Source organism: Nocardia crassostreae, from assembly GCF_001613405.1.
In the GTDB taxonomy this organism is placed as follows: Bacteria; Actinomycetota; Actinomycetes; order Mycobacteriales; family Mycobacteriaceae; genus Nocardia; species Nocardia crassostreae.
Window position 1 is genome coordinate 136,859 of the sequence record NZ_BDCH01000003.1, and the last position, 18,078, is coordinate 154,936.

Annotated in this window: 14 protein-coding genes; 4 read left to right on the forward strand and 10 right to left on the reverse strand. The window is 69.9% G+C overall.

What is annotated here, in order from left to right; genetic code table 11:
• Positions 1 to 20 precede the first annotated feature (20 nt).
• On the forward strand, positions 21 to 911 hold the full coding sequence (locus NC4_RS01920) for a PfkB family carbohydrate kinase (protein ID WP_067531694.1): 891 nt from the start codon (positions 21 to 23) through the stop codon (positions 909 to 911).
• Here NC4_RS01920 and NC4_RS01925 read toward each other — a convergent pair.
• Both NC4_RS01925 and NC4_RS01930 read right to left on the reverse strand, forming a co-directional pair.
• On the reverse strand, positions 896 to 1,579 hold the full coding sequence (locus tag NC4_RS01925; RefSeq protein WP_218020882.1) for a nucleoside/nucleotide kinase family protein: 684 nt from the start codon (positions 1,577 to 1,579) through the stop codon (positions 896 to 898). The two genes, NC4_RS01920 and NC4_RS01925, sit on opposite strands and share 16 nt — an antisense overlap.
• 51 nt (positions 1,580 to 1,630) lie before the next feature.
• The gene (locus NC4_RS01930; protein WP_067531521.1) at positions 1,631 to 2,572 is read right to left on the reverse strand and encodes a GlxA family transcriptional regulator; all 942 of its coding nucleotides are present in this window, start codon (positions 2,570 to 2,572) and stop codon (positions 1,631 to 1,633) included.
• Positions 2,573 to 2,682: 110 nt separating this feature from the next.
• On the opposite strand from NC4_RS01930, the gene NC4_RS01935 reads away from it, so the two are divergent.
• Positions 2,683 to 3,603: an NAD-dependent epimerase/dehydratase family protein gene (locus tag NC4_RS01935; protein ID WP_067531522.1), complete on the forward strand. Its 921-nt coding sequence runs from the start codon at positions 2,683 to 2,685 to the stop codon at positions 3,601 to 3,603.
• A 6-nt stretch (positions 3,604 to 3,609) separates the two neighbouring features.
• Here NC4_RS01935 and NC4_RS01940 read toward each other — a convergent pair whose 3' ends face one another.
• Entirely contained in the window at positions 3,610 to 5,814 is a 2,205-nt protein-coding gene (locus NC4_RS01940; protein ID WP_067531524.1) for a protein kinase domain-containing protein, read from the reverse strand.
• Positions 5,811 to 8,399: a serine/threonine-protein kinase gene (locus tag NC4_RS01945; protein ID WP_084528363.1), complete on the reverse strand. Its 2,589-nt coding sequence runs from the start codon at positions 8,397 to 8,399 to the stop codon at positions 5,811 to 5,813. The genes NC4_RS01940 and NC4_RS01945 overlap by 4 nt, the downstream gene beginning before the upstream one ends.
• 175 nt (positions 8,400 to 8,574) lie before the next feature.
• Between NC4_RS01945 and NC4_RS01950 the strand changes: the two genes are divergently transcribed.
• Entirely contained in the window at positions 8,575 to 10,068 is a 1,494-nt protein-coding gene (locus NC4_RS01950) for an amidase (RefSeq protein WP_157554149.1), read from the forward strand.
• Between the two features lie 195 nt (positions 10,069 to 10,263).
• On the opposite strand, the gene NC4_RS01955 is transcribed toward NC4_RS01950, so the two are convergent.
• From NC4_RS01955 to dacB, 5 genes are all read right to left on the reverse strand, one after another.
• The gene (locus tag NC4_RS01955) at positions 10,264 to 11,160 is read right to left on the reverse strand and encodes a LysR family transcriptional regulator (protein ID WP_067531528.1); all 897 of its coding nucleotides are present in this window, start codon (positions 11,158 to 11,160) and stop codon (positions 10,264 to 10,266) included.
• A gap of 365 nt (positions 11,161 to 11,525) precedes the next feature.
• On the reverse strand, positions 11,526 to 12,083 hold the full coding sequence (hpt, locus tag NC4_RS01960) for a hypoxanthine phosphoribosyltransferase (protein WP_067531701.1): 558 nt from the start codon (positions 12,081 to 12,083) through the stop codon (positions 11,526 to 11,528).
• Positions 12,084 to 12,099: 16 nt separating this feature from the next.
• Entirely contained in the window at positions 12,100 to 13,062 is a 963-nt protein-coding gene (gene tilS / locus NC4_RS01965) for a tRNA lysidine(34) synthetase TilS (RefSeq protein WP_067531703.1), read from the reverse strand.
• Between the two features lie 87 nt (positions 13,063 to 13,149).
• Positions 13,150 to 14,283 carry a zinc-dependent metalloprotease gene (locus tag NC4_RS01970; protein WP_084528355.1) on the reverse strand — a complete coding sequence of 378 codons (1,134 nt, stop codon included), beginning with the start codon at positions 14,281 to 14,283 and terminating at the stop codon, positions 13,150 to 13,152.
• A 13-nt stretch (positions 14,284 to 14,296) separates the two neighbouring features.
• Positions 14,297 to 15,754: a D-alanyl-D-alanine carboxypeptidase/D-alanyl-D-alanine endopeptidase gene (gene dacB, locus NC4_RS01975; protein ID WP_067531530.1), complete on the reverse strand. Its 1,458-nt coding sequence runs from the start codon at positions 15,752 to 15,754 to the stop codon at positions 14,297 to 14,299.
• Positions 15,755 to 15,910: 156 nt separating this feature from the next.
• Here dacB and ppa point away from each other — a divergent pair, with 156 nt between their 5' ends.
• Positions 15,911 to 16,402 carry an inorganic diphosphatase gene (gene ppa / locus NC4_RS01980; RefSeq protein ID WP_067531532.1) on the forward strand — a complete coding sequence of 164 codons (492 nt, stop codon included), beginning with the start codon at positions 15,911 to 15,913 and terminating at the stop codon, positions 16,400 to 16,402.
• A 49-nt stretch (positions 16,403 to 16,451) separates the two neighbouring features.
• On the opposite strand, the gene NC4_RS01985 is transcribed toward ppa, so the two are convergent.
• On the reverse strand, positions 16,452 to 18,020 hold the full coding sequence (locus NC4_RS01985) for an MDR family MFS transporter (RefSeq protein ID WP_067531534.1): 1,569 nt from the start codon (positions 18,018 to 18,020) through the stop codon (positions 16,452 to 16,454).
• Between the last annotated feature and the right edge of the window lie 58 nt (positions 18,021 to 18,078).

The window sequence follows — 18,078 nt, forward strand, 5'->3', positions numbered from 1 at the left end:
CATTGCCTATGGTCGGCACCATGAACGACACCGGTGCGGTCTTCGTCGACCTGTCGACCCTCGACCTCGCCTACGCCGTAGGCCGATATCCACAGGAGGACACCAAGACCCGAGCCGCCGGAATGTGGCTCGGCGCAGGCGGACCGGCTGCGAATGCGGCGATCACCCACGCCTTCCTGGCGGGCCCGGCCAGCCGCCGCACCATACTGGTGACGGCCCTCGGGCAGCATTCGCTCGCGCTGACCATCCGCGATGATCTGCGCGAGCACGGCGTCGAGATCTGGGATCGGGCCGAGGACGCGGTGCGGCGTCCGCCGGTGTCCTCGATCGTGGTCACGGCCGACACCGGCTCCAGAACCATTGTGTCGATGGACGGTTCGGAATCGGATCCGGTTCCCACCGATGCGGTGGACTTACCGGACCACACGGGCATCCTCCTCGTGGACGGCCACTACCCCGCCCTCGCCCTCGATGCCGCCCGGCGGGCGACCGGTCGGATACCCGTCGTGCTGGACGGCGGGCGCTGGCGCGACGACGTGCACCGGGACCTGTTGCCGCTCACCGATATCGCCATCTGCTCGACGGATTTCCGTCCGCCCGGCGTACCGGCCGGGGATATGGACGCGCTGTTCGACTTCGTGCACGCGGCCGGTCCGCAGCTGGTCGCCGTCACGCGCGGCGGCCGGTCCATCCGGTATTCGGCACCCGGCGAGCGGGGCGAAATCCCGGCCCCCGCGGTCGAAGTCGTCGATACCCTCGGCGCAGGCGATATCCTGCACGGCGCGTTCTGCCACTTCCACGCGAAAGGTGAAGCGTTCCCCGCAGCCCTGCGCCACGCCGCCGAGGTCGCCACCGCTTCCTGCCGCTATGTCGGCACCAGGGAGTGGATGGGGCGTCAGCAGATGCGGTAGTGGCGGCCGGATTTGCGCAGGACCAGGTCGGCGGTGGTGCGGGTGCGTTCGACCAGGCTGGCGTTGGGGAGATCGCTCTGGGCGACTTTGGTTTTGGCGGCTTCCATGGTGCGGCCGCCGCGCATGTGGCGGCGGACCAGGCGCTGTTCGATGATCGGGCGGGGGACGTCGAGGTACCAGGTCTCGTCGAGCAGGGGGCGGACGGCGGACCAGCCGGGGGCGTTGTCGTCGTCGACGAGCAGGTAGTTGCCCTCGGTGACGACGATCTCCTGGTGGTCGAAAACGACGCCGCCGGGGACGGGTTCGTGGATGTCGCGGTCGTAGGTGGGCCAGGGCACGGGCTGTCCGGGGGGTGTGTCACGCAGGGCGCGCAGCAGCCGGACATAGCCGCTCGCGTCGAAGGTGTCGGGTTCGCCCTTGCGGGCGAGATTCCCGGCCGCGCGCAGCTGGGCATTGGTGAGATGGAAGCCATCCATCGGCGCGACTTCGGCAATGCCGGTTCCGGCGGCCAGATTCAGCTCGTCGCGCACGCCGCGCGCGAGGGTGGACTTCCCGGCCCCGGGCGGTCCGGCAATGCCGAGGATGAACCGCCCGGTATGTGCTGCGGCCCGTTTCCGGACGCGCGCCGCCAATTCCGCCAGGGATATTTCGACGCTGCCGCGGGTCACGGCCCTACCCTACGGAATTCACCGCCTGTTTCGGTGCGGGCGCGGCCGATGTCATCGGCGATCGAAGGCGGTGCGGTAGGCGCTGGGCGTCAAACCGACGCGGCGGGTCAGATGCTGGCGCAGTGATTCCGAGGTGCCCAACCCGGAGCGCCGCGCGACCTCGTCCATGGGCAGGGCTGTGGTCTCGAGCAGTTCCCGGGCCCGGTCGACGCGCTGATGCAGCAGCCATTGCAGTGGGCTGGAACCGGTTTCGTCGCGGAAGCGGCGAGTGAGGGTGCGCGTGCTGACATGCGCGTGCGCGGCCAGCTCCCGCAGCGTGAGCGGCTGGTCGAGGCGCGCGGCGGCCCAGGCGCGCGTACCCGCCAGCGACGTCCCGGTCTCCGGCGGCAGCGGCGTCTCGATGAACTGCGCCTGCCCGCCCGGCCGGATGGGCGCGACCACCGCCAGCCGGGCGACCGCATTCGCCACGGCCGCACCGTGATCGCGACGCACCAGGTGCACGCACAGGTCCAGGCCCGCGGCCAGCCCGGCCGCGGTGAGCACCTGCCCGTCGTCGACGAACAGCACATCCGGTTGCAGATCCACCCGGGGGAAGCGCTGCCGCATTTCCGCGGAGAACAGCCAATACGTGGTCGCGGGCCGCCCGTCGAGCAGTCCGGCCTGCGCCAGCACGAAGGCGCCCGTGCAGATGGAGGCGATGCGCTTGCCCGCGGCGGCGGCCGCGCGCAGCTCCCCCAGCACCCGCGGATCGCCCTCCACGCGCGCGCCGGTGCCGGTCACCATGACGGTGTCGGCCGTGGCCACCTCGTCCAGGCCCAGGTCCACGACGACCGAACGCCCGTTGTAGCCGGGGACGATCCCGGGATCGGGCGTGCACACCACGACCTCGTAGACCGGCTGCCCGTCCACCCGCGCCGCGGGGAACACCAATTCCGGTATCGCGAGATCGAAGGTGGTGACCGGCGGTACCGCGAGGACGACGATTCTATGCATGGCCCGAACCTTTGGATATCTGGCATTCCGGCCACTACTGTAGCGCGATCCCCAGGGGCACAGTGGTTTCCGGACCGTCACCGAGACGCTCCGAACCGAGGAGGATTTCGATGTCTCTGCACGTCATCACGGGTGCGGGCAGTACCGGCGGGCGCACCGCACTACTCCTGGCCGCGGCGGGCGACCGGGTCCGGCTGATCAGCCGTCGCGGCCTGGGTCCGCGGCATCCGCGCATCGAACGGGTCGCCGCCGCCGACGCCGACCCCGACCGGCTCACCGAACTGACCGCGGGCGCACAGACTCTGATCAATTGCGGCGCACCGCCCTACGACCGCTGGCGCACCGAGTTCCTCCCCCTGGCCGCGAGCCTGCTCGCCGCCGCGGAGCGCACCGGCGCGAATTACGTATCGCTGTCCAATGTCTACGGCTACGGCTTGGTGGACGGGCCCATGACCGAGGATCTGCCCATGACCCCGCGCGCCATGAAAGGGGCTGTGCGGGCGCGCATGTGGCTGGACGCGCTGGCCGCCCACGAGGCGGGCCGGGCCCGCGTCACCGAGGTCCGGGCCGCGGATTTCCTCGGCCGCGACGCCTTCTCGCTCTACAACCTGCTGGTGACGCCGAAGATCGTCGCCGGGGAACCGGCGGCCTACCCCGGCGATCCGGAGGTGATCAAGAGCTGGTCGTTCCTCGACGATGTGGCGCTGACCCTGGCCACCGTGGCCCGCGACGACCGCTCCCGGGGCCGGGCCTGGCATGTGCCGTCGACGCACATGTCCCTGCGGGATCTCACCGACCGCCTGGCCAAGGTGGCCGATGCCCCCGCACCGCGGCTCGCGGCCATGTCACCGGTGGAGCTGGCCTGGGCGGGTGCCGGTGATTCCATCGCGGCCGAGGTCATCGAGATGTACTACTCCCTCGAGCACCCCGCCGTCCTCGATTCCACGCTCACCGCAAGCACTTTCGGCCTGTCCGCCACCCCGATCGATACCGTGCTCGCCGATACGGCGCGGTTCACCCCGCCCGCCTGATCCGCCTCAGATCGGCGTGCTCTGTGGAATGGCCCGCGCCAGCGCGCGCAGATCGTCCTCCAGCAGCCGGAACAGCCGGTAGGTGAGAACGAAGGCGATCAGACCGCCCACGCTCAGCCAGCGCACCGTGCCGATCACCAACTCGAGGTCGTCCGGGGCGACGAAGGTCGCGGTGGCCACCCCCAGCAGCGGCACCGAGGCCGAGGCCGCCAGATAGAAATTGCTGCGGCGCGCCAGGGCCAGCAGTTGCCGCCGATCATCGGGCCCGACCGCGCCGCGCGCCAGCAACTGCGGATACAACGAGCGCACCGCGTACACCGAGACCAGGAAGAACGGATAGGCCAGCGCAATGGCCGCGCACACCACCTGGGCGGTGAAGAAATACGCGAAAGCATTGGGCGGCAAGGCCGCTCCGGACCGCGACAGCGCCACCGGCCACGCCATCCCCGCGAGCAGCCACATGGCGAAGGGAATCCACACCGCCCGTTCCCCCATCAACAGCGTGTCGGCGCGTGCGCGGGCGAGCTCGGCGGGGGTGTAGTGGCGGCCGTGGGCCAGCCGATAGGAGACGGTGAGCGGCCGCCGCGCCAACCAGAGCAGCAGCAGCGCCGCCAGCGGAAAGGCAATGGCATTGTTCACCAGCGCGACGGTCTCGAACCGCTCCTGATCGGCCACCGCGAGCCGGTTCACGATGAGGCTCTGGTTCAGCCGGATGTTGTACACGCTGGCCAGCGCATTGGGCAGTCCGACGCACAGCACCGCGATGGGCACCGGCCAGCCGCGCATCCGGGCGCGCAGGCTGGTGCGCGGCGGATCGACCAGATCGCGGGCGCGCGGGTCCAGGCACAGCTCCAGCTGCCCGGCCAGTTCCGCGCCGTGCTGCCAGCGCCGTTCCGGATCCGGATGCAGGCATTCCAGCAGCACCCGGCGCAGGGCGGCCGGGGTCTCGGGGGGCAGGGCGGCCAGCGCGGCGGCGGGCACCCCGGCGCGGCGCCGGGTCAGCAGGTCGGCCACCGCCCCGCCGCCGGGCGCGGCGTCCTCGAACGGCACAGCGCCGGTGAGCATTTCCCACAGCAGCACACCGAGGGAGTAGATATCGCCGCGCGCGCCGGGCAGCGGCGCGGTGGGATCGAGCAGCACCGCCAGCGCCTCGGGCGAGCGATAGCGCAGCGCCGCCGTATCCGCGGCCGCCGCGGGCGGCGGTGCACCCGCCCAATACAGCGGCCCCAGTGCGAAATCCGCCAGTTTCGGTACGCCCTCGGCCGTGAAAACCACGTTCCCCGGCCGGATATCGTGATGCAGTACGCCGTGCCGCTCGGCATGGTCGAGCGCCTCGGCCAGCCGCCGCCCCACCCACGCCACGGTTTCCGGCCAGCTCAGTTCCGCGATTTCGGCGCGTATCCGGGAATCCGCGGGCCGGATCTCACCGCGGGCCGCGATGGCCGCGTCCACCGCGCGCAGCAGCAGATCGCCGCCGAGCGCGGCGACGGAGGCCGGACCGGGTTGCGCGCGCCGCTGCGCGAGCACATCCGCGACGGTGCCGCCCGGCAGGTACTGCATGTACAGCAGCCGCAAGGGTTTTCCGGTCGTGCCGTCGGCGATCAGGCGCTGGTCGAAGACCCGGACGATGTACTGATGGTCCAGCTGTGCGACGGTCGGGGTGTCGCTGTCCGCCCCGGCCTCCACGCGCACCGCGACCAAACGCTGCATGGAACGCTGCCGGGCCAGGAACATGCGGCGGTGCGCGCTCCCGCCGAGATCGGTGAGCAGATCGAAATCGTCGAGGCGGCGGCCGATTCCGATGCCTTCGGGCAGGCTCGGCGGCGGGGCCGGGCGCGCGCCGCCGGACTCCGCGAAGCGGGCGCGGATCTCCCCCGCCACCTCCGGATACTCGACCGCGAAGGTGTCCACGTCGATGGCCCGGTAGCGGCTGCGCACCAGGTACTCCTCGCACACCAGATCCACGAAGTCCGGGCTGGCCGCGACCTCGGGAAATTCGGTGCGGTACTCGGTGATCCGCTTCTCCATCCCGGCGCGCCGCCAGCGCTGGCGCATATCCACGCGCACCAGATCGGTGAGCACGGCCAGGCGGGCGTCCACCCCGTCCGGCACATAGCGATCCAGGAGCGGCGGATCGAGGCGATCGCCGCGCAGCGTGGACTCCCAATCGGCGGCGAAACGGGCGACCGCGTGCACCGGGTTGCCGCTCACGGCCGGGTACCCGGCCGTTCACCGGTCTGTCCGGGCGCGACCACGCGCTCCAGCGCCGCCAGATCCGCCTCGAGCGCCCGGAACATGATGTAGACCGCCACGAAGGCCACGATGCCGCCGACGCTGAGCACCCGCACCGCGACGATCACCAGCGGTATGTCGTCGGGCGGCAGGAAGGTCACGCCCGCCACCGCGAGCAGCGGCACCGAGGCCACGATGGCCAGATAGCCGTTGCAGCGATTGCCCAACCGGTGTAGCCAGGCGGCGTCCTCGGCGCTGATATCGCCGTGCCGCAGGAACATCGGATAGATGCAGCGCACCAGATAGAAGGTGACCAGGAAGAACGGATACGCGGTGGCGATGGCGCCGCACACCCACAGCGAGACCAGGAAGTGCACCATGCCGCGCGGTGCGATATCGCCGGTGGCCAGGTGCAGCGAGAGCGGAAAGGTAATGCCCGCCAGCACCCATGCCGAGATCACCACGAACGAAATGCGTTCCCCGCACAGCAGCACATCGGCGCGGGCGCGGGCCAGGGTTCGCGGATCGTATTCGCGGCCCTTGCGCAGGCCGCGCGGCACCGTGATCACGTACCGGCACAGGTAGATGATCACCGCCAGTCCGATCGGATAGAACAGCCCGTTCACGGTGGCCGTGGTGAGGGTGAAGGTCCGCATGGCCGCCTCGGAGAGGCGGCTCACGATCAAGGTGTCGTTGTGCACGATGTTGTAGATGGAGGCGATCACGTTCGGCACCGCGACGAACAGCGTGACCAGTGGAATCATCCACCGCCGCAATCGCATTCGGGGGCTGTGCGGCGGCGGGTCGACCAGATCGCGGGCCCGCTCGTCCAGGCACAGCTCGAACTGCTTGGCCAGTACGGAGCCGCTGCGCCAGCGCTCGTCCCGATCGGGGGCCAGGCAGGTGAGCAGGACCCGGCGCAGCGCGGCCGGGCAGTCGGCGGGCACCCGCTCCAGGGCGGCGGCGTCCACGCCGCTGCGGCGGCGGTGCAGCATGGCCTCCAGCGTGGTGCGGTCGCCGTGCCCGCCCGGACCGGCCGTGGTGTCGTCGAACGGCTTTGCGCCGGTCAGCAATTCCCACAGCACCACGCCGAGGGAGAAGATGTCGGCGCGGGTGTCGAGATCGGCGGCGGTGGTGTCGCTGCCCGGATGGCAGGCCTCCAGCTGTTCCGGCGACATGTACGACAGCGAGCCGCCGAAGTAGGAGACGGGGCTGGCGCCGTCCAGATTGCGGCTGAAGCTGATATTGAAATCCGCCAGCTTCGGCACGGCCTCCGCGGTGAGCAGCACATTGGCCGGTTTCACATCGCGGTGCAGCACCCCGTGGCCGTCCGCGTAGTCCAGCGCCTCGGCCAGCCGACGCCCCAGCCACGCAACGATTTCCGGCCAGCTCAGTCCGGCCAGCTCGGCGCGCACACTGGAGTCGGTGGGCCGGATCTCGCCCTTCTCCTCCATGGCCGCGTCCACGGCGTCCAGCAGCAGCTGCCCGCTGCGTTCGGCGGACGGGGTGGCGCGCACCCAGCGCAGCACGCCCAGCAGCGTGCCGCCGGGGAGGAACTGCATGTAGAGCAGGCGCAGCCGCCGCCCGGTCTCGGTGCGCACGCCCGACATGAGCCGCTGATCGAAGACCCGCACGATGTAGTCGTGGTCCAGCTGGGCCAGGGTCTGCGGTTCGGTGCCGTGGTCGGCGGAGATCTTCACGGCCACCAGGCGTTGCAGCGAGCGCTGCCGGGCCAGGAACACGCGTGCGAAGGCGCCGCTGCCCAGGCTGGTGAGCAGATCGAAATCATCGATGCGCTGGCCGATTTCGATGCGATCGAGGAGTTCGGTGGTTTCCGGGGCGCTGATCCCGCTGGTGGCGCGGGCCGCCTCCAGGGCGGCGCCGTTGCGGGAGCTCGGATCGGCCTGGGTGAGTTCGCCGGGCTCGGGGACGAGGGTGCTGTCGAGATCGGTCCCGGCCCGGGTGGACTCCTCGGGCGGTGCGCCGGTGCGGGTGGAATCATCGAGTGTGAAAGCCGATTGGGTCAGATCCTCGGGCGCGAAGGCCATCTGCGTGGACTCGTCCAGCGGCGGCTGCGCACGCGTGGACTCCTCGAATCCGGGCCGCGTGGTCTCCTCCGGAGTCGACCGCCGGGTGCTCTGATCCTCGTCATCGGCATTGAGCAGTTCCCGCAGCTCGGCGGCCTGATGCGGGAATTCGCGGACATAACCCCGCGGATCCACCCGCTCCCCGCTGTGCCTGCGGATGACGAACTCCTCGTAGACCAGCCCGGCGGGCAGATCGCCGACACCGAGTTCGGGGAATTCGGAACAGTATTCAGTCAGACGTTTGGGCGGCCGCGTCCGGTCGGGAGGCACCCCGGAGCGCCGCAGCCAGCGGTGCCGCATATCGACGCGAATGAGCTCCAGCAGCGCACCCCGGCGCAGGGCGGCGGCATCGGGCAGGAAATCGGCGATCAGCGGCGGCGCGGAGCCGGTGTCCCAGGCCGCCGTGAACGCGGCGACCACATTGAATTCCGTTCCCGCCGAATATCGGCCGGAGCGGTGGTCGGCACCAGAAGCCATGTCCGCACCCATCGTGGCTCGGCACGGATACCGTCGAATCCGCACTGTCGATGGATGTCGCGGATAAAATCCGCCACACCCGACACCATCATGCCCGAGCAATCGGGGGAATGATAACTTGCGGCTCAACAGCGGATCACCCGATTTCGACACGAGGCGACGGGGGAACACCAGTATGTACGACGAGGGCACCGCACTGGCGGACGGCACCGCGGCGGTGAACGAGGTAGTGGTGAGCACAGAGGACACGGCGGGCGAGTCCACCGAGACGACGAGCGGGACCGCACCCGAGACGACGAGCCCCGGGCAACCGGCCGAATCCGGCCCCCGGGTGGACGACAGCACCGCGGCCGGTATCGCCGCGGCCGTGCGCGAGGGCCTGCGCACGCCCGGCGACCTGGTGGAGGCCGCCATCGAGCGGATCCGGTCGCGGGACCGGAAAGTCAACGCCTTCAGCCTGCTTCGCGTCGACGCCGCCCGCGCCGAGGCGCGCGCGCTGGCCGAGCGCGCCGATCTGGACCTGCTGCCGCTGGCGGGCGTGCCCATCGCGGTGAAGAACAATATCGACGTGACCGGCGAGGTCACCCGCGGCGGCTCGCTGGCGGGCCCGAACTCCCCCGCCGAGACCGACCATCCGGTGGTGCGCCGACTACGCTCGGCCGGCGCGATCGTCGTCGGCCTCTCCACCACCCCCGAATTCGGCCTGTGGGGCGCCACCGATTCCCCGGAGCGCATTACCCGCAGCCCCTGGAATCCCCGCTTCGGCTCCGGCGGCTCCTCCGGCGGGTCCGGCGCCGCCGTCGGCGCGGGGCTGGTCCCCGTGGCGCACGGCAACGACGGCCTGGGCTCGGTCCGCATTCCGGCCGCCTGCTGCGGCGTGGTCGGCATCAAGCCCGGCCGGGGCCTGGTTCCCGCCGAGGTGGGCATCGACTCCTGGGGCGGTATGACCGAAAACGGCGTGCTGGCAACGACTGTCGCCGACGCCGCCCTGGTGCTGTCCGTCATGGCCGACCGGCCCGCCCTGGCCGAACTCGAAACCCCGCCCACCCTGCGCATCGGCTTGGCCACCGCCGCACCGGTCCCCTTCACCCACGTCGACCGCGCCTGGACCGCCGCCGCCCGCAAGGCCGCCTCCCTGGCCGCGGGCGCGGGTCACGCCGTGGCCGTGGCCGAACTCCCTTATCAGGGCGCGACTTTCGCCCTCGCCCTGCGCTGGGTGGCCAATGCCGCCCGCGAGGCCGCGACGGTCCCCTACCCGGAACGCCTGCAACCCCGCACCCGCACCCACGCCGCCCTCGGCAGGCTGGTCCTGAAAACCGGTCTGGTTCGCTCCGGCCAGGTCGACCGCATCGAGGCCCGCCTGCTCGACTACTTCGAGCGCTACGACGTGGTCATCACCCCCACCCTGGCCACCGCCCCACCCCGCGCCCGCAACTGGCACACCCGCCCCTGGCTCGCCAATGTCCTTGCGAACGTGCGCTTCTCCCCCTTCACCCCCCTCTGGAACCTGGTCGGCTGGCCCGCCATCTCGGTCCCCATGGGCACCCACCCCCGCACCGGCATGCCGGTAGCCGCCCAACTCGCCGGTCCCCCCGGCAGCGAATCCACCCTCCTGCACCTGGCCGCCCAGATGGAGACAGCGCAACCCTGGAAACGAACCTCGGCCTGACGCACAAAGACTGGGCCGTCACTGACGTGACGGCCCAGTCTCATGCCGAAAGGTGAGCGACGCCGCCTCCGACCCGCCGCCGCCCGTTGCCCGAGGTGACAACTGATGTCGTTCCGGTCGGGGTAACTCACCGGGTACCCCCGAAATCGGGTTCGCGCCTGACCGCAGGCACGCGAATGGGACCCGGCGCGGCTCCTAAGCCGGGCGCAAAAGTTCCGGGGAGGCGGCTACAGCGAAGCCGCCTTCCAGGACGCGCGCCGCGAACTCGACGATGGTCGGCCGATCGTCATCGGCCCGCCACGCCACCGCGAGCTCGCACGGCGGCAGGCCGGAGACCGGTCGCGCGGTCAGTCCGGGCCAGCGGTACATCGGCACATTGTTCTCGGCCAGCAGGCATACGCCCAGCCCGAGGCTGACGGCTTCGAGCCGCTCCTCGGCCGTGGCCGCCTCCGCGCCGATTCGCGCCTGCCGCCCGCCGCGGGCGTCCGCCCCGATCCAGAAGTCGCGCGCCGCACCGGCTTCGGCGGGCATGGCGATGAACGGCTCATCGGTGAGATCGGCGAAGTCGATGGTCTCCTGCCCGGCGAGCGCGTGGTTCTCCGGCAGCAGCACCCAGCGCGGCTCGGTGCGCAGCACCTGCCAGCGGTAGCGGCTGGTGTCGGGCACCGGCAGCCACATGAGGGCGAGATCGGCCTGGCGACCGGCGAGGCCGCTGGAGGGATCGGTCCAGGATGCGGAGTGCAGTGCGAGCCGATGCCCGCTGGCGCTCTCCAGATCGGTGATCAGGCCGCGCCCGATGGAGGACTGGATGCCGACGCGCAGCACCTCGCCCGCCTCCTGCAGGGCGACATTGGTCACCTCCCACAGCTCCAGGATCTTGCGGGCGCCTTCGAGCAGCTCCTTACCGGCGACGGTGAGGGCGACGCTGCGCTGGTTACGGTCGAACAGGACCACGTCGAGCTGGCGTTCCAGCTGACGAATCTGCCGCGACAGGGTGGGTTGTGCGATGTGCAGCCGCTGGGCGGCGTTGGTGAAGTGCAGTTCCTCAGCGACGGCGACGAAATACCGCAGGTCGCGCAAATGCGGGTCCATAGCCCCTTGCTATCAGAATCGGTCTTGATTTTCCAGCCGTATCCGACCCAAAAGTTTGCGTTCAGATCAGAAAACAGCCGTCAGGTTTGTTACAGACAGCATAATCCGCCCGCGAAACATGCTGTTAACCGGACCCGCGAATTCCTGGCCATTCGGCCGAGATCACCGACGGGCCACCCATGCAGTCGGGTGACCAGCAGTTACCCACGCCACGTCGCCGCGTGCGAAAAAGTCATCCGACGGCGCGCGGCCGGATAGCAACAACCGGTCCGCGCTCACGACGTCGCCCTCGAGACCGTGAGGTGAGTTTCGTCACATGAGGCTTAAAACCGCTCCCGAATGGGTCCGCGAGGCGGCGGGGCGGGTCACTTGCCGCCGTAGACCTTCGGGTCGAGCGTGCCGATATAGGGCAGATCGCGGTAGCGCTCCGCGTAGTCCAGCCCGTAGCCGACCACGAACTCGTTCGGAATGTCGAAGCCCACGTGCATGACGTCCACATGGGTGCGCAGCGCATCGGGCTTGCGCAGCAGCGTCACGACCTCCAGCGAGGCGGGATTGCGGCTCTTCAGATTGCGCAGCAACCAGGACAGCGTGAGCCCCGAGTCGATGATGTCCTCGACGATCAGCACATTGCGCCCGGCAATGTCCTTGTCCAGGTCCTTCATGATGCGCACCACGCCCGAGGACGAGGTGGAGGAGCCGTACGACGAGACGGCCATGAACTCCATCTGCGTCGGAATGGTCAGCCGCTTGGCCAGGTCCGTCATGAAGAAGATGGCGCCCTTGAGCACGCCCACCAGCAGCAGATCGCCTTCGGGGGCGTCAGCGGGATACCGCTTGGCGACGAGGTCCGCGATCTCGTCGATCTTTTCCGCGATGTCGTCCTCGCTGATCAGCACCGACGCGATGTCGTCCCCGTACACGTCCACTGGTTTCCCTTCAGTGATGATGTCGATCCGAATCGGATTCGCTCTGGTCCGAGCCCAGTATGAGCCTGCCACGTTCGCGCGTGGCAACCAACCTGGTCCCATCGGGCAAACCACCGACGGCCACCCCGCCCTGACCCCGCCAATTCGTGATCAGCGCGTCGACGGCGCGTAAATTGCTGTCCGTCAATGATTTTGCGCCATGTTCCAGCAACCAGGCGCGAACGACGCGGCGGCGCAGTGCGGGCGGGGCAGTGGTGAGCGTCTCGAGGGACAGGGTTTCGCCGTCCAGCGCCGCCGCCAGCAACTCCGCGGCGAGCGTGTCCAGCACCGCGCCGTCCTCTTGCAGATGGGTCGCCGTACGCGCCAGAGCAGCGGCGACGCCACCGCCGAGGACTTCCTCCAGCAGGGGCAGCGCCTCGGTGCGCAGCCGCACCCGGGTGAACTCCGGCGCGCTGTTGTGCGGATCCTCGTGCGGCGTCAGGCCGAGATCCGCGCACAGCGCCCGCGTGACCGGGCGCCGCACGCCCAGCAGCGGGCGACCCCACGGCGCGGCGTATTCGGGCATCCCCTGAATCGAGCGCCCACCGGACCCGCGCGCCAATCCCAGCAGCACGGTCTCGGCCTGATCGTCGAGGGTGTGGCCGAGCAGCACGGGCAGGCCGTCGCGGGCCGCGTCCAGGGCCGCGTACCGGGCCCGCCGCGCCGCGGCCTCCAGCCCGCCGTCCCGGCTCACCTCGACCGGCAGCACCCGGGCCGACCGGCAGCCCAATCGAATCGCGGCCGCGGCCGCCTCCGCCGCCACCGCGGCCGAGCCCGCCTGCAGCCCGTGATCCACCACCAGCGCGTCCACCGCCCCGGCCTCGACCACCGCGGCCGCCGTCAGGGCCAGTGAATCCGCGCCGCCGGACAGCGCCACCGCGACCTCGTCACCGGGCGCGTGGGCGGCCAGCCATTCGCGCACCGCATGGCGCATCTCCAGGGCGGCGCGCGTCTCGGGCAACCGGGGCCGATCGTTCACGTCCCCGATCGTTGCACGCCGCCCCTGGCCGCCGGATAGGGCTCAGCCCAGGACGCGGGTCACCCAGCGCTGCGGATCGCTGATCTCGTCTGTGCGGGGCAGGGTTTCGGGATTGGTCCACACCGCGTTGAAGCGTTCCATGCCGACGGTGTTCACCACCTCGTCCACGAAGGCCTTGCCGCGCACGTACTGCTGGACCTTGGCGTCCATGCCCAGCAGCGCGCGTAGGAGCCGTTGCAGCGGATTGCCGGGCCGCCTGCGCCGCTGATCGAAGGCCGAGCGAATGCGCGCGACCGTGGGCACCACGGCCGGGCCGACGGCATCCATCACATGATCGGCGTGACCCTCCAGCAGGGTGCCGAGCATGAGCAGATTGTCCAGGGCCTGCCGCTGCGGTTCGGCCTGGGTGGCGCGCAGCAGCCCGATGACCCCGCCCGCCGGATCCTCCACCCCGCGACGGCGCTCGCGCACGGCCTCCAGCAGGCGGTTGAGCATATCGGCCATGGGTTCGTCCCCGGCCTCGCCGAGCAGCTCGACATTGTCGCGCATATAGTCGGCCAGCCAGGGCGCGGAGGAGAACTGCACCCGGTGGGTCACCTCGTGCAGGCACACCCAGAGCCGGAAATCGCTGGGCGCCACGCCCAGTGCGCGTTCCACCGCCATGATGTTGGGCGCGACCAGCAGCAGCGTGCCGTCGGGCATGCTGAACGGGTCGTACTGCCCGAGGATGGCGGTGGACAGGAAGGCCAGCATGGCGCCGACCTGCACACCGGCGGGCTTGCCGACGAACTTGCCCTTCTCGCCGGGATCGACGCCGGTGCCGGTGAGCTGCGCCATGGAGTCCGCGGCGGCCTGAATCCAGCCGGGCCGATCCACGATGCGGGCGTCGGGCACGACGGAGCCGTCGATCAGCCCGCTCACCTCCCGCACCGGTCCCTCGGCGCGCACCGAGGCGGCCGCCAGTTCCACCACGGCCTGTTCGGCGGCCTGCCTGGTGGTGCGCGGCCCGGCGGGCACCAGGGCGGCGCCGGTGCGCGCGGCAATGGCCCAGTCCACGGAACCGGCCAGCCCGGAGCGGAGTTTGCGCGCGGGTTCGCCGGTCACCAGCACCTCACCGGCGGGCACGGCGGCTTCCGCGCGCTCGGCGTCGGCCGAATTGTGTTCGGGTCCGGTCATAGTCATCCACCCGTCAGGAGCATGCGCAATTGCGCAGTGTGGCGGCGATGGCGTCCAAGGCCGGGCGGCTCAGGCCGGGCAGGCGTTCGTTCGACATCAACGCGAAAGTGAGTACGCGCCCATCGCGATCCAGCACATACCCCACCAACGAGCTTGCCACGTCCAGAGTTCCGGTCTTGGCGCGTACCCAGCCCGCGGCGGCGCGATCGCGCACGGTGTAGCGATCCGACAGTGAGCCGGTGGCCCCGGCGACCGGCAGATAGTCGAGCAATGCCGCCAGCGGCGCGGGTGCGGCGTTCCCGGCCCCGTTTCCGGTCGGGTCGCTCTGATTGAAGGGCGAGGTCGGCAGCGCGGCGACGGTGACGACCCGGTCCAGCAGCGCGGGCGTGATCTTGTCATCCACGGAGAGCCCGCCCGCGTCGTGCAGGGTCGTTCCGGTCAGATCGAACCCGGCCGCCTGCAAGGTCGTGGTCATGCCGGTGACCGTCCCGGCGAAGGACTGCTCGGCGCCCGCGGCGGCGGCGATCTCCCGGCCGATGGTCTCGGCCAGCACATCGTCGGAGTGGACCATCATGTCCCGCAACCGGTCTCGCAAGGGCGCGGATTGCACCGACGCGACCCGAGTGGCCCCGGCGGGGGCATTGCCCATCCGCACCCGGTTCGGATCCAGTCCCAGGGCGACGGCCAGCGCCTTACCGGCGTCCAGGGCGGGGGTCGGGGTGCGCGGCGAGTACTCCACCAGCGGATCCAACCGGCCGCCGTCGATCATGACCGGTTCGATGGGCGCGATGGAGCCCCCGGCGATGTCCTCGGTCAGCCAGCCCTGCGCCATGGTCGGCCCGGTGTAGGCGGAGACGTCCACCACGATGGTGTCCGCACTGCGCCCCGACGCCTTGATCTGCGCCACCAGATCCGACAGCTTCGGCCCGTCCGGGTAATAGCCCTTGCCGTCGGGCTGCGCGGTCAGCGTGGGATCGCCGCCGCCGACCAGCACGAGCTCGTTGGGCGCGGCCCCGGTCACCACCTCGGTGGTCACCCGGTGATCGCCGGGCAGCGCCAGCAGCGCGGCGGCGGTGGTGAGGATCTTGGCGGTCGAGGCCGGGATCATGGCCTTGTCCGCGTCGTGACCCCACAGCACCGCACCGGTATCGGCATCGGACACCTGCGCGGCGAACACGCCCAGATCCGGATTCGCGACCACCGCCGCGAGCGCCGCGGTCAGACCCGCCGCGGTGGGCGCCGGGCCGTTCGTCGGCGCGGGCGCGACCTGCGGCAATACCTTCACCGGCGAGGGCGGGGCGGCAATGGTCAAGCCCCCGTGCCGGAATTCCTCCGTCCACGGTTTCACCGTCAGCACCACGGCCGCGGCCGCCACCAACACCACGACCAGCGCCGATGACACCACGATCCACGTCCTGCGACGGCGCTTGGCCTCCAACCCACCGATGTTCTGTTTGTTCCGACCTGCCACCTGCCGCTACTCCCTGATACCCGTGGTCCGGTCTTGCCCTGAGAAGTCCCTGCCGCACCCACACGACCCCCGACCACACTATCCTCGTTGCGCAGTCGTTCCCCCGAACGAGCTGGCGAGTCGGCAGCCATACCGCCCACCGAAGAAGGAGATGACGTGGAGTTCGACGTCACCATCGAGATCCCCCGGGGTCAGCGCAACAAGTACGAGGTAGATCACGAGACCGGGCGCGTGCGGCTGGACCGCTACCTGTACACGCCGATGATGTACCCGGCCGACTACGGCTACATCGAGAACACCCTGGGCGGCGACGGCGATCCGCTGGACTGCATGGTGCTGCTGCCCGAGCCCGTGTTCCCGGGTGTGCTGGTCGAGGCCCGTCCGGTCGGCGTGCTCATCATGAGCGATGAGGCCGGCACCGACGAGAAGCTCGTCGCCGTGCCCAACAAGGACAAGCGCTGGGATCACATCCAGGACGTCGAGGACATCCCGGAGTTCCAGCGCAAGGAGATCGCGCACTTCTTCGAGCGGTACAAGGATCTGGAGCCCGGCAAGTGGGTCAAGGTCGAGGGCTGGGAGGGCCGCGAGAAGGCCGAGAGCCTGGTCACCGAGGCCTACGCCCGGCTGAAGGAGCAGGGCGGCCACTGATTTTCCGGCCGTGAGTGAAGCGGGGCGGCGGATTACCGCGCCCCGCTTTTCATTCGGCGTCGGTTATTCCGGCGGTGGTGCGCAGCGGCACTTCCCGCCAGAACAGCACCAGCACCAATGCGATCAGGGTGACCCCCGACGTCGTCAGGAACACCGTGGACAGCGATTCCGCGAACCCCACCTGGAACGGTCGCGCCAGCTCCGGATCGAGTTGTTGCACAACCGAACTGTCGCTGAGCACCCGCTCGACCCCGGCGGCCTCCCGCCCCGCCGCGGCCAGTTCCGCCCGGATATCGGGCACCAGCCGCGCGAACAGGATGGACAGGAACACCGCCGCCCCCAGCGTCCCGCCGATCTCCCGGAAGAAGGTCGCGGCGGCCGTGGAAACCCCCATGTCCTTGGGCGGCAGGGCATTCTGCAACGCCAAGATGAGCGGCTGCATGAGATTGCCCAGCCCGAATCCGACGCACGCCATGAACAGCGCCACGATCCAGTATTCGGTATCGAACCGCAGATAGTGCAGCAGGAACAGCCCCAGCGTCACCAGGGCCGCGCCCAGTACGGTGAAAATCCGGTAATGCCCGGTGCGCGAAATCAATTGGCCCGAGAACACCGAGCCGATCATGATGCCGAGCACCATGGGGATCATCTGCAATCCGCCCAGCATGGGACTGGAACCCCGCACCACCTGCAAGTACTGCGGCAGCAAGAGAATTCCGCCGAACATGCCCGCGCCCACCACGAACGAAATGACCACGCCCAGGGCGAAGGTGCGGTTCCCGAAGATGCGCAGGGGAATGAGCGCGGCATCGCCGAGCGCCTTCTCCACCGCGACGAACCCGATCAGCCCGACCGCGCCGATGACGAAGCACGCGACCGATCTCGCACTGCCCCAGCCCCATTCGCGGCCCTGCTCGGCCACGATGAGCAGCGGCGTGAGCACGGTGATCAGCACCAGCGCACCCCAGTAGTCCACCCGATCGCGCGATTTCTCCCGCGGCGGCAGCCGCAGCACCCGGGTCACCACCACCAGCGTGAACAACCCGATCGGCACATTGACCAGGAATACCCATCGCCATCCGGCAATGCCGAGAATGCTCTGCTGTCCCGCGAACAAACCGCCCAGCACCGGCCCGACCACGCTGGAGGTTCCGAATACGGCGAGGAAATAGGCTTGATAGCGCGCTCGTTCCCGCGGGCTGACGATATCCCCGATAATCGTGAGCGCCAGGGACATCAGCCCGCCCGCGCCCATCCCCTGCACCGCGCGGAATGCCGCCAACTCGTACATGGACTGCGCGAAGGTGCACAGCAGCGATCCGGCCAGGAATATCGAGATGGCCGCCAGATAGAAGGGCTTGCGCCCGTACATATCCGAGAGCTTCCCGTACAGCGGCGTGGCCAGCGTCGCCGTGATCAGGTACGCGGTCGTGGCCCACGCCTGCAGCGCATAGCCGTCGAGATCATCGGCAATGGTGCGAATGGCCGTCGACACGATGGTCTGATCCAGTGCCGCGAGCAGGATCCCGAGCAGCAGCCCGCTCAGGATCACCAGAATCTGCTGATGCGTGAAACCGCCCTCGCCCGAAGCGGACTCACGTGTTTCGGATGTAGCCATGGCCGCACCTCCTACCCCAGCCTCACGATAGGCCGGGGGTCGGAGATGCGTGACCTTT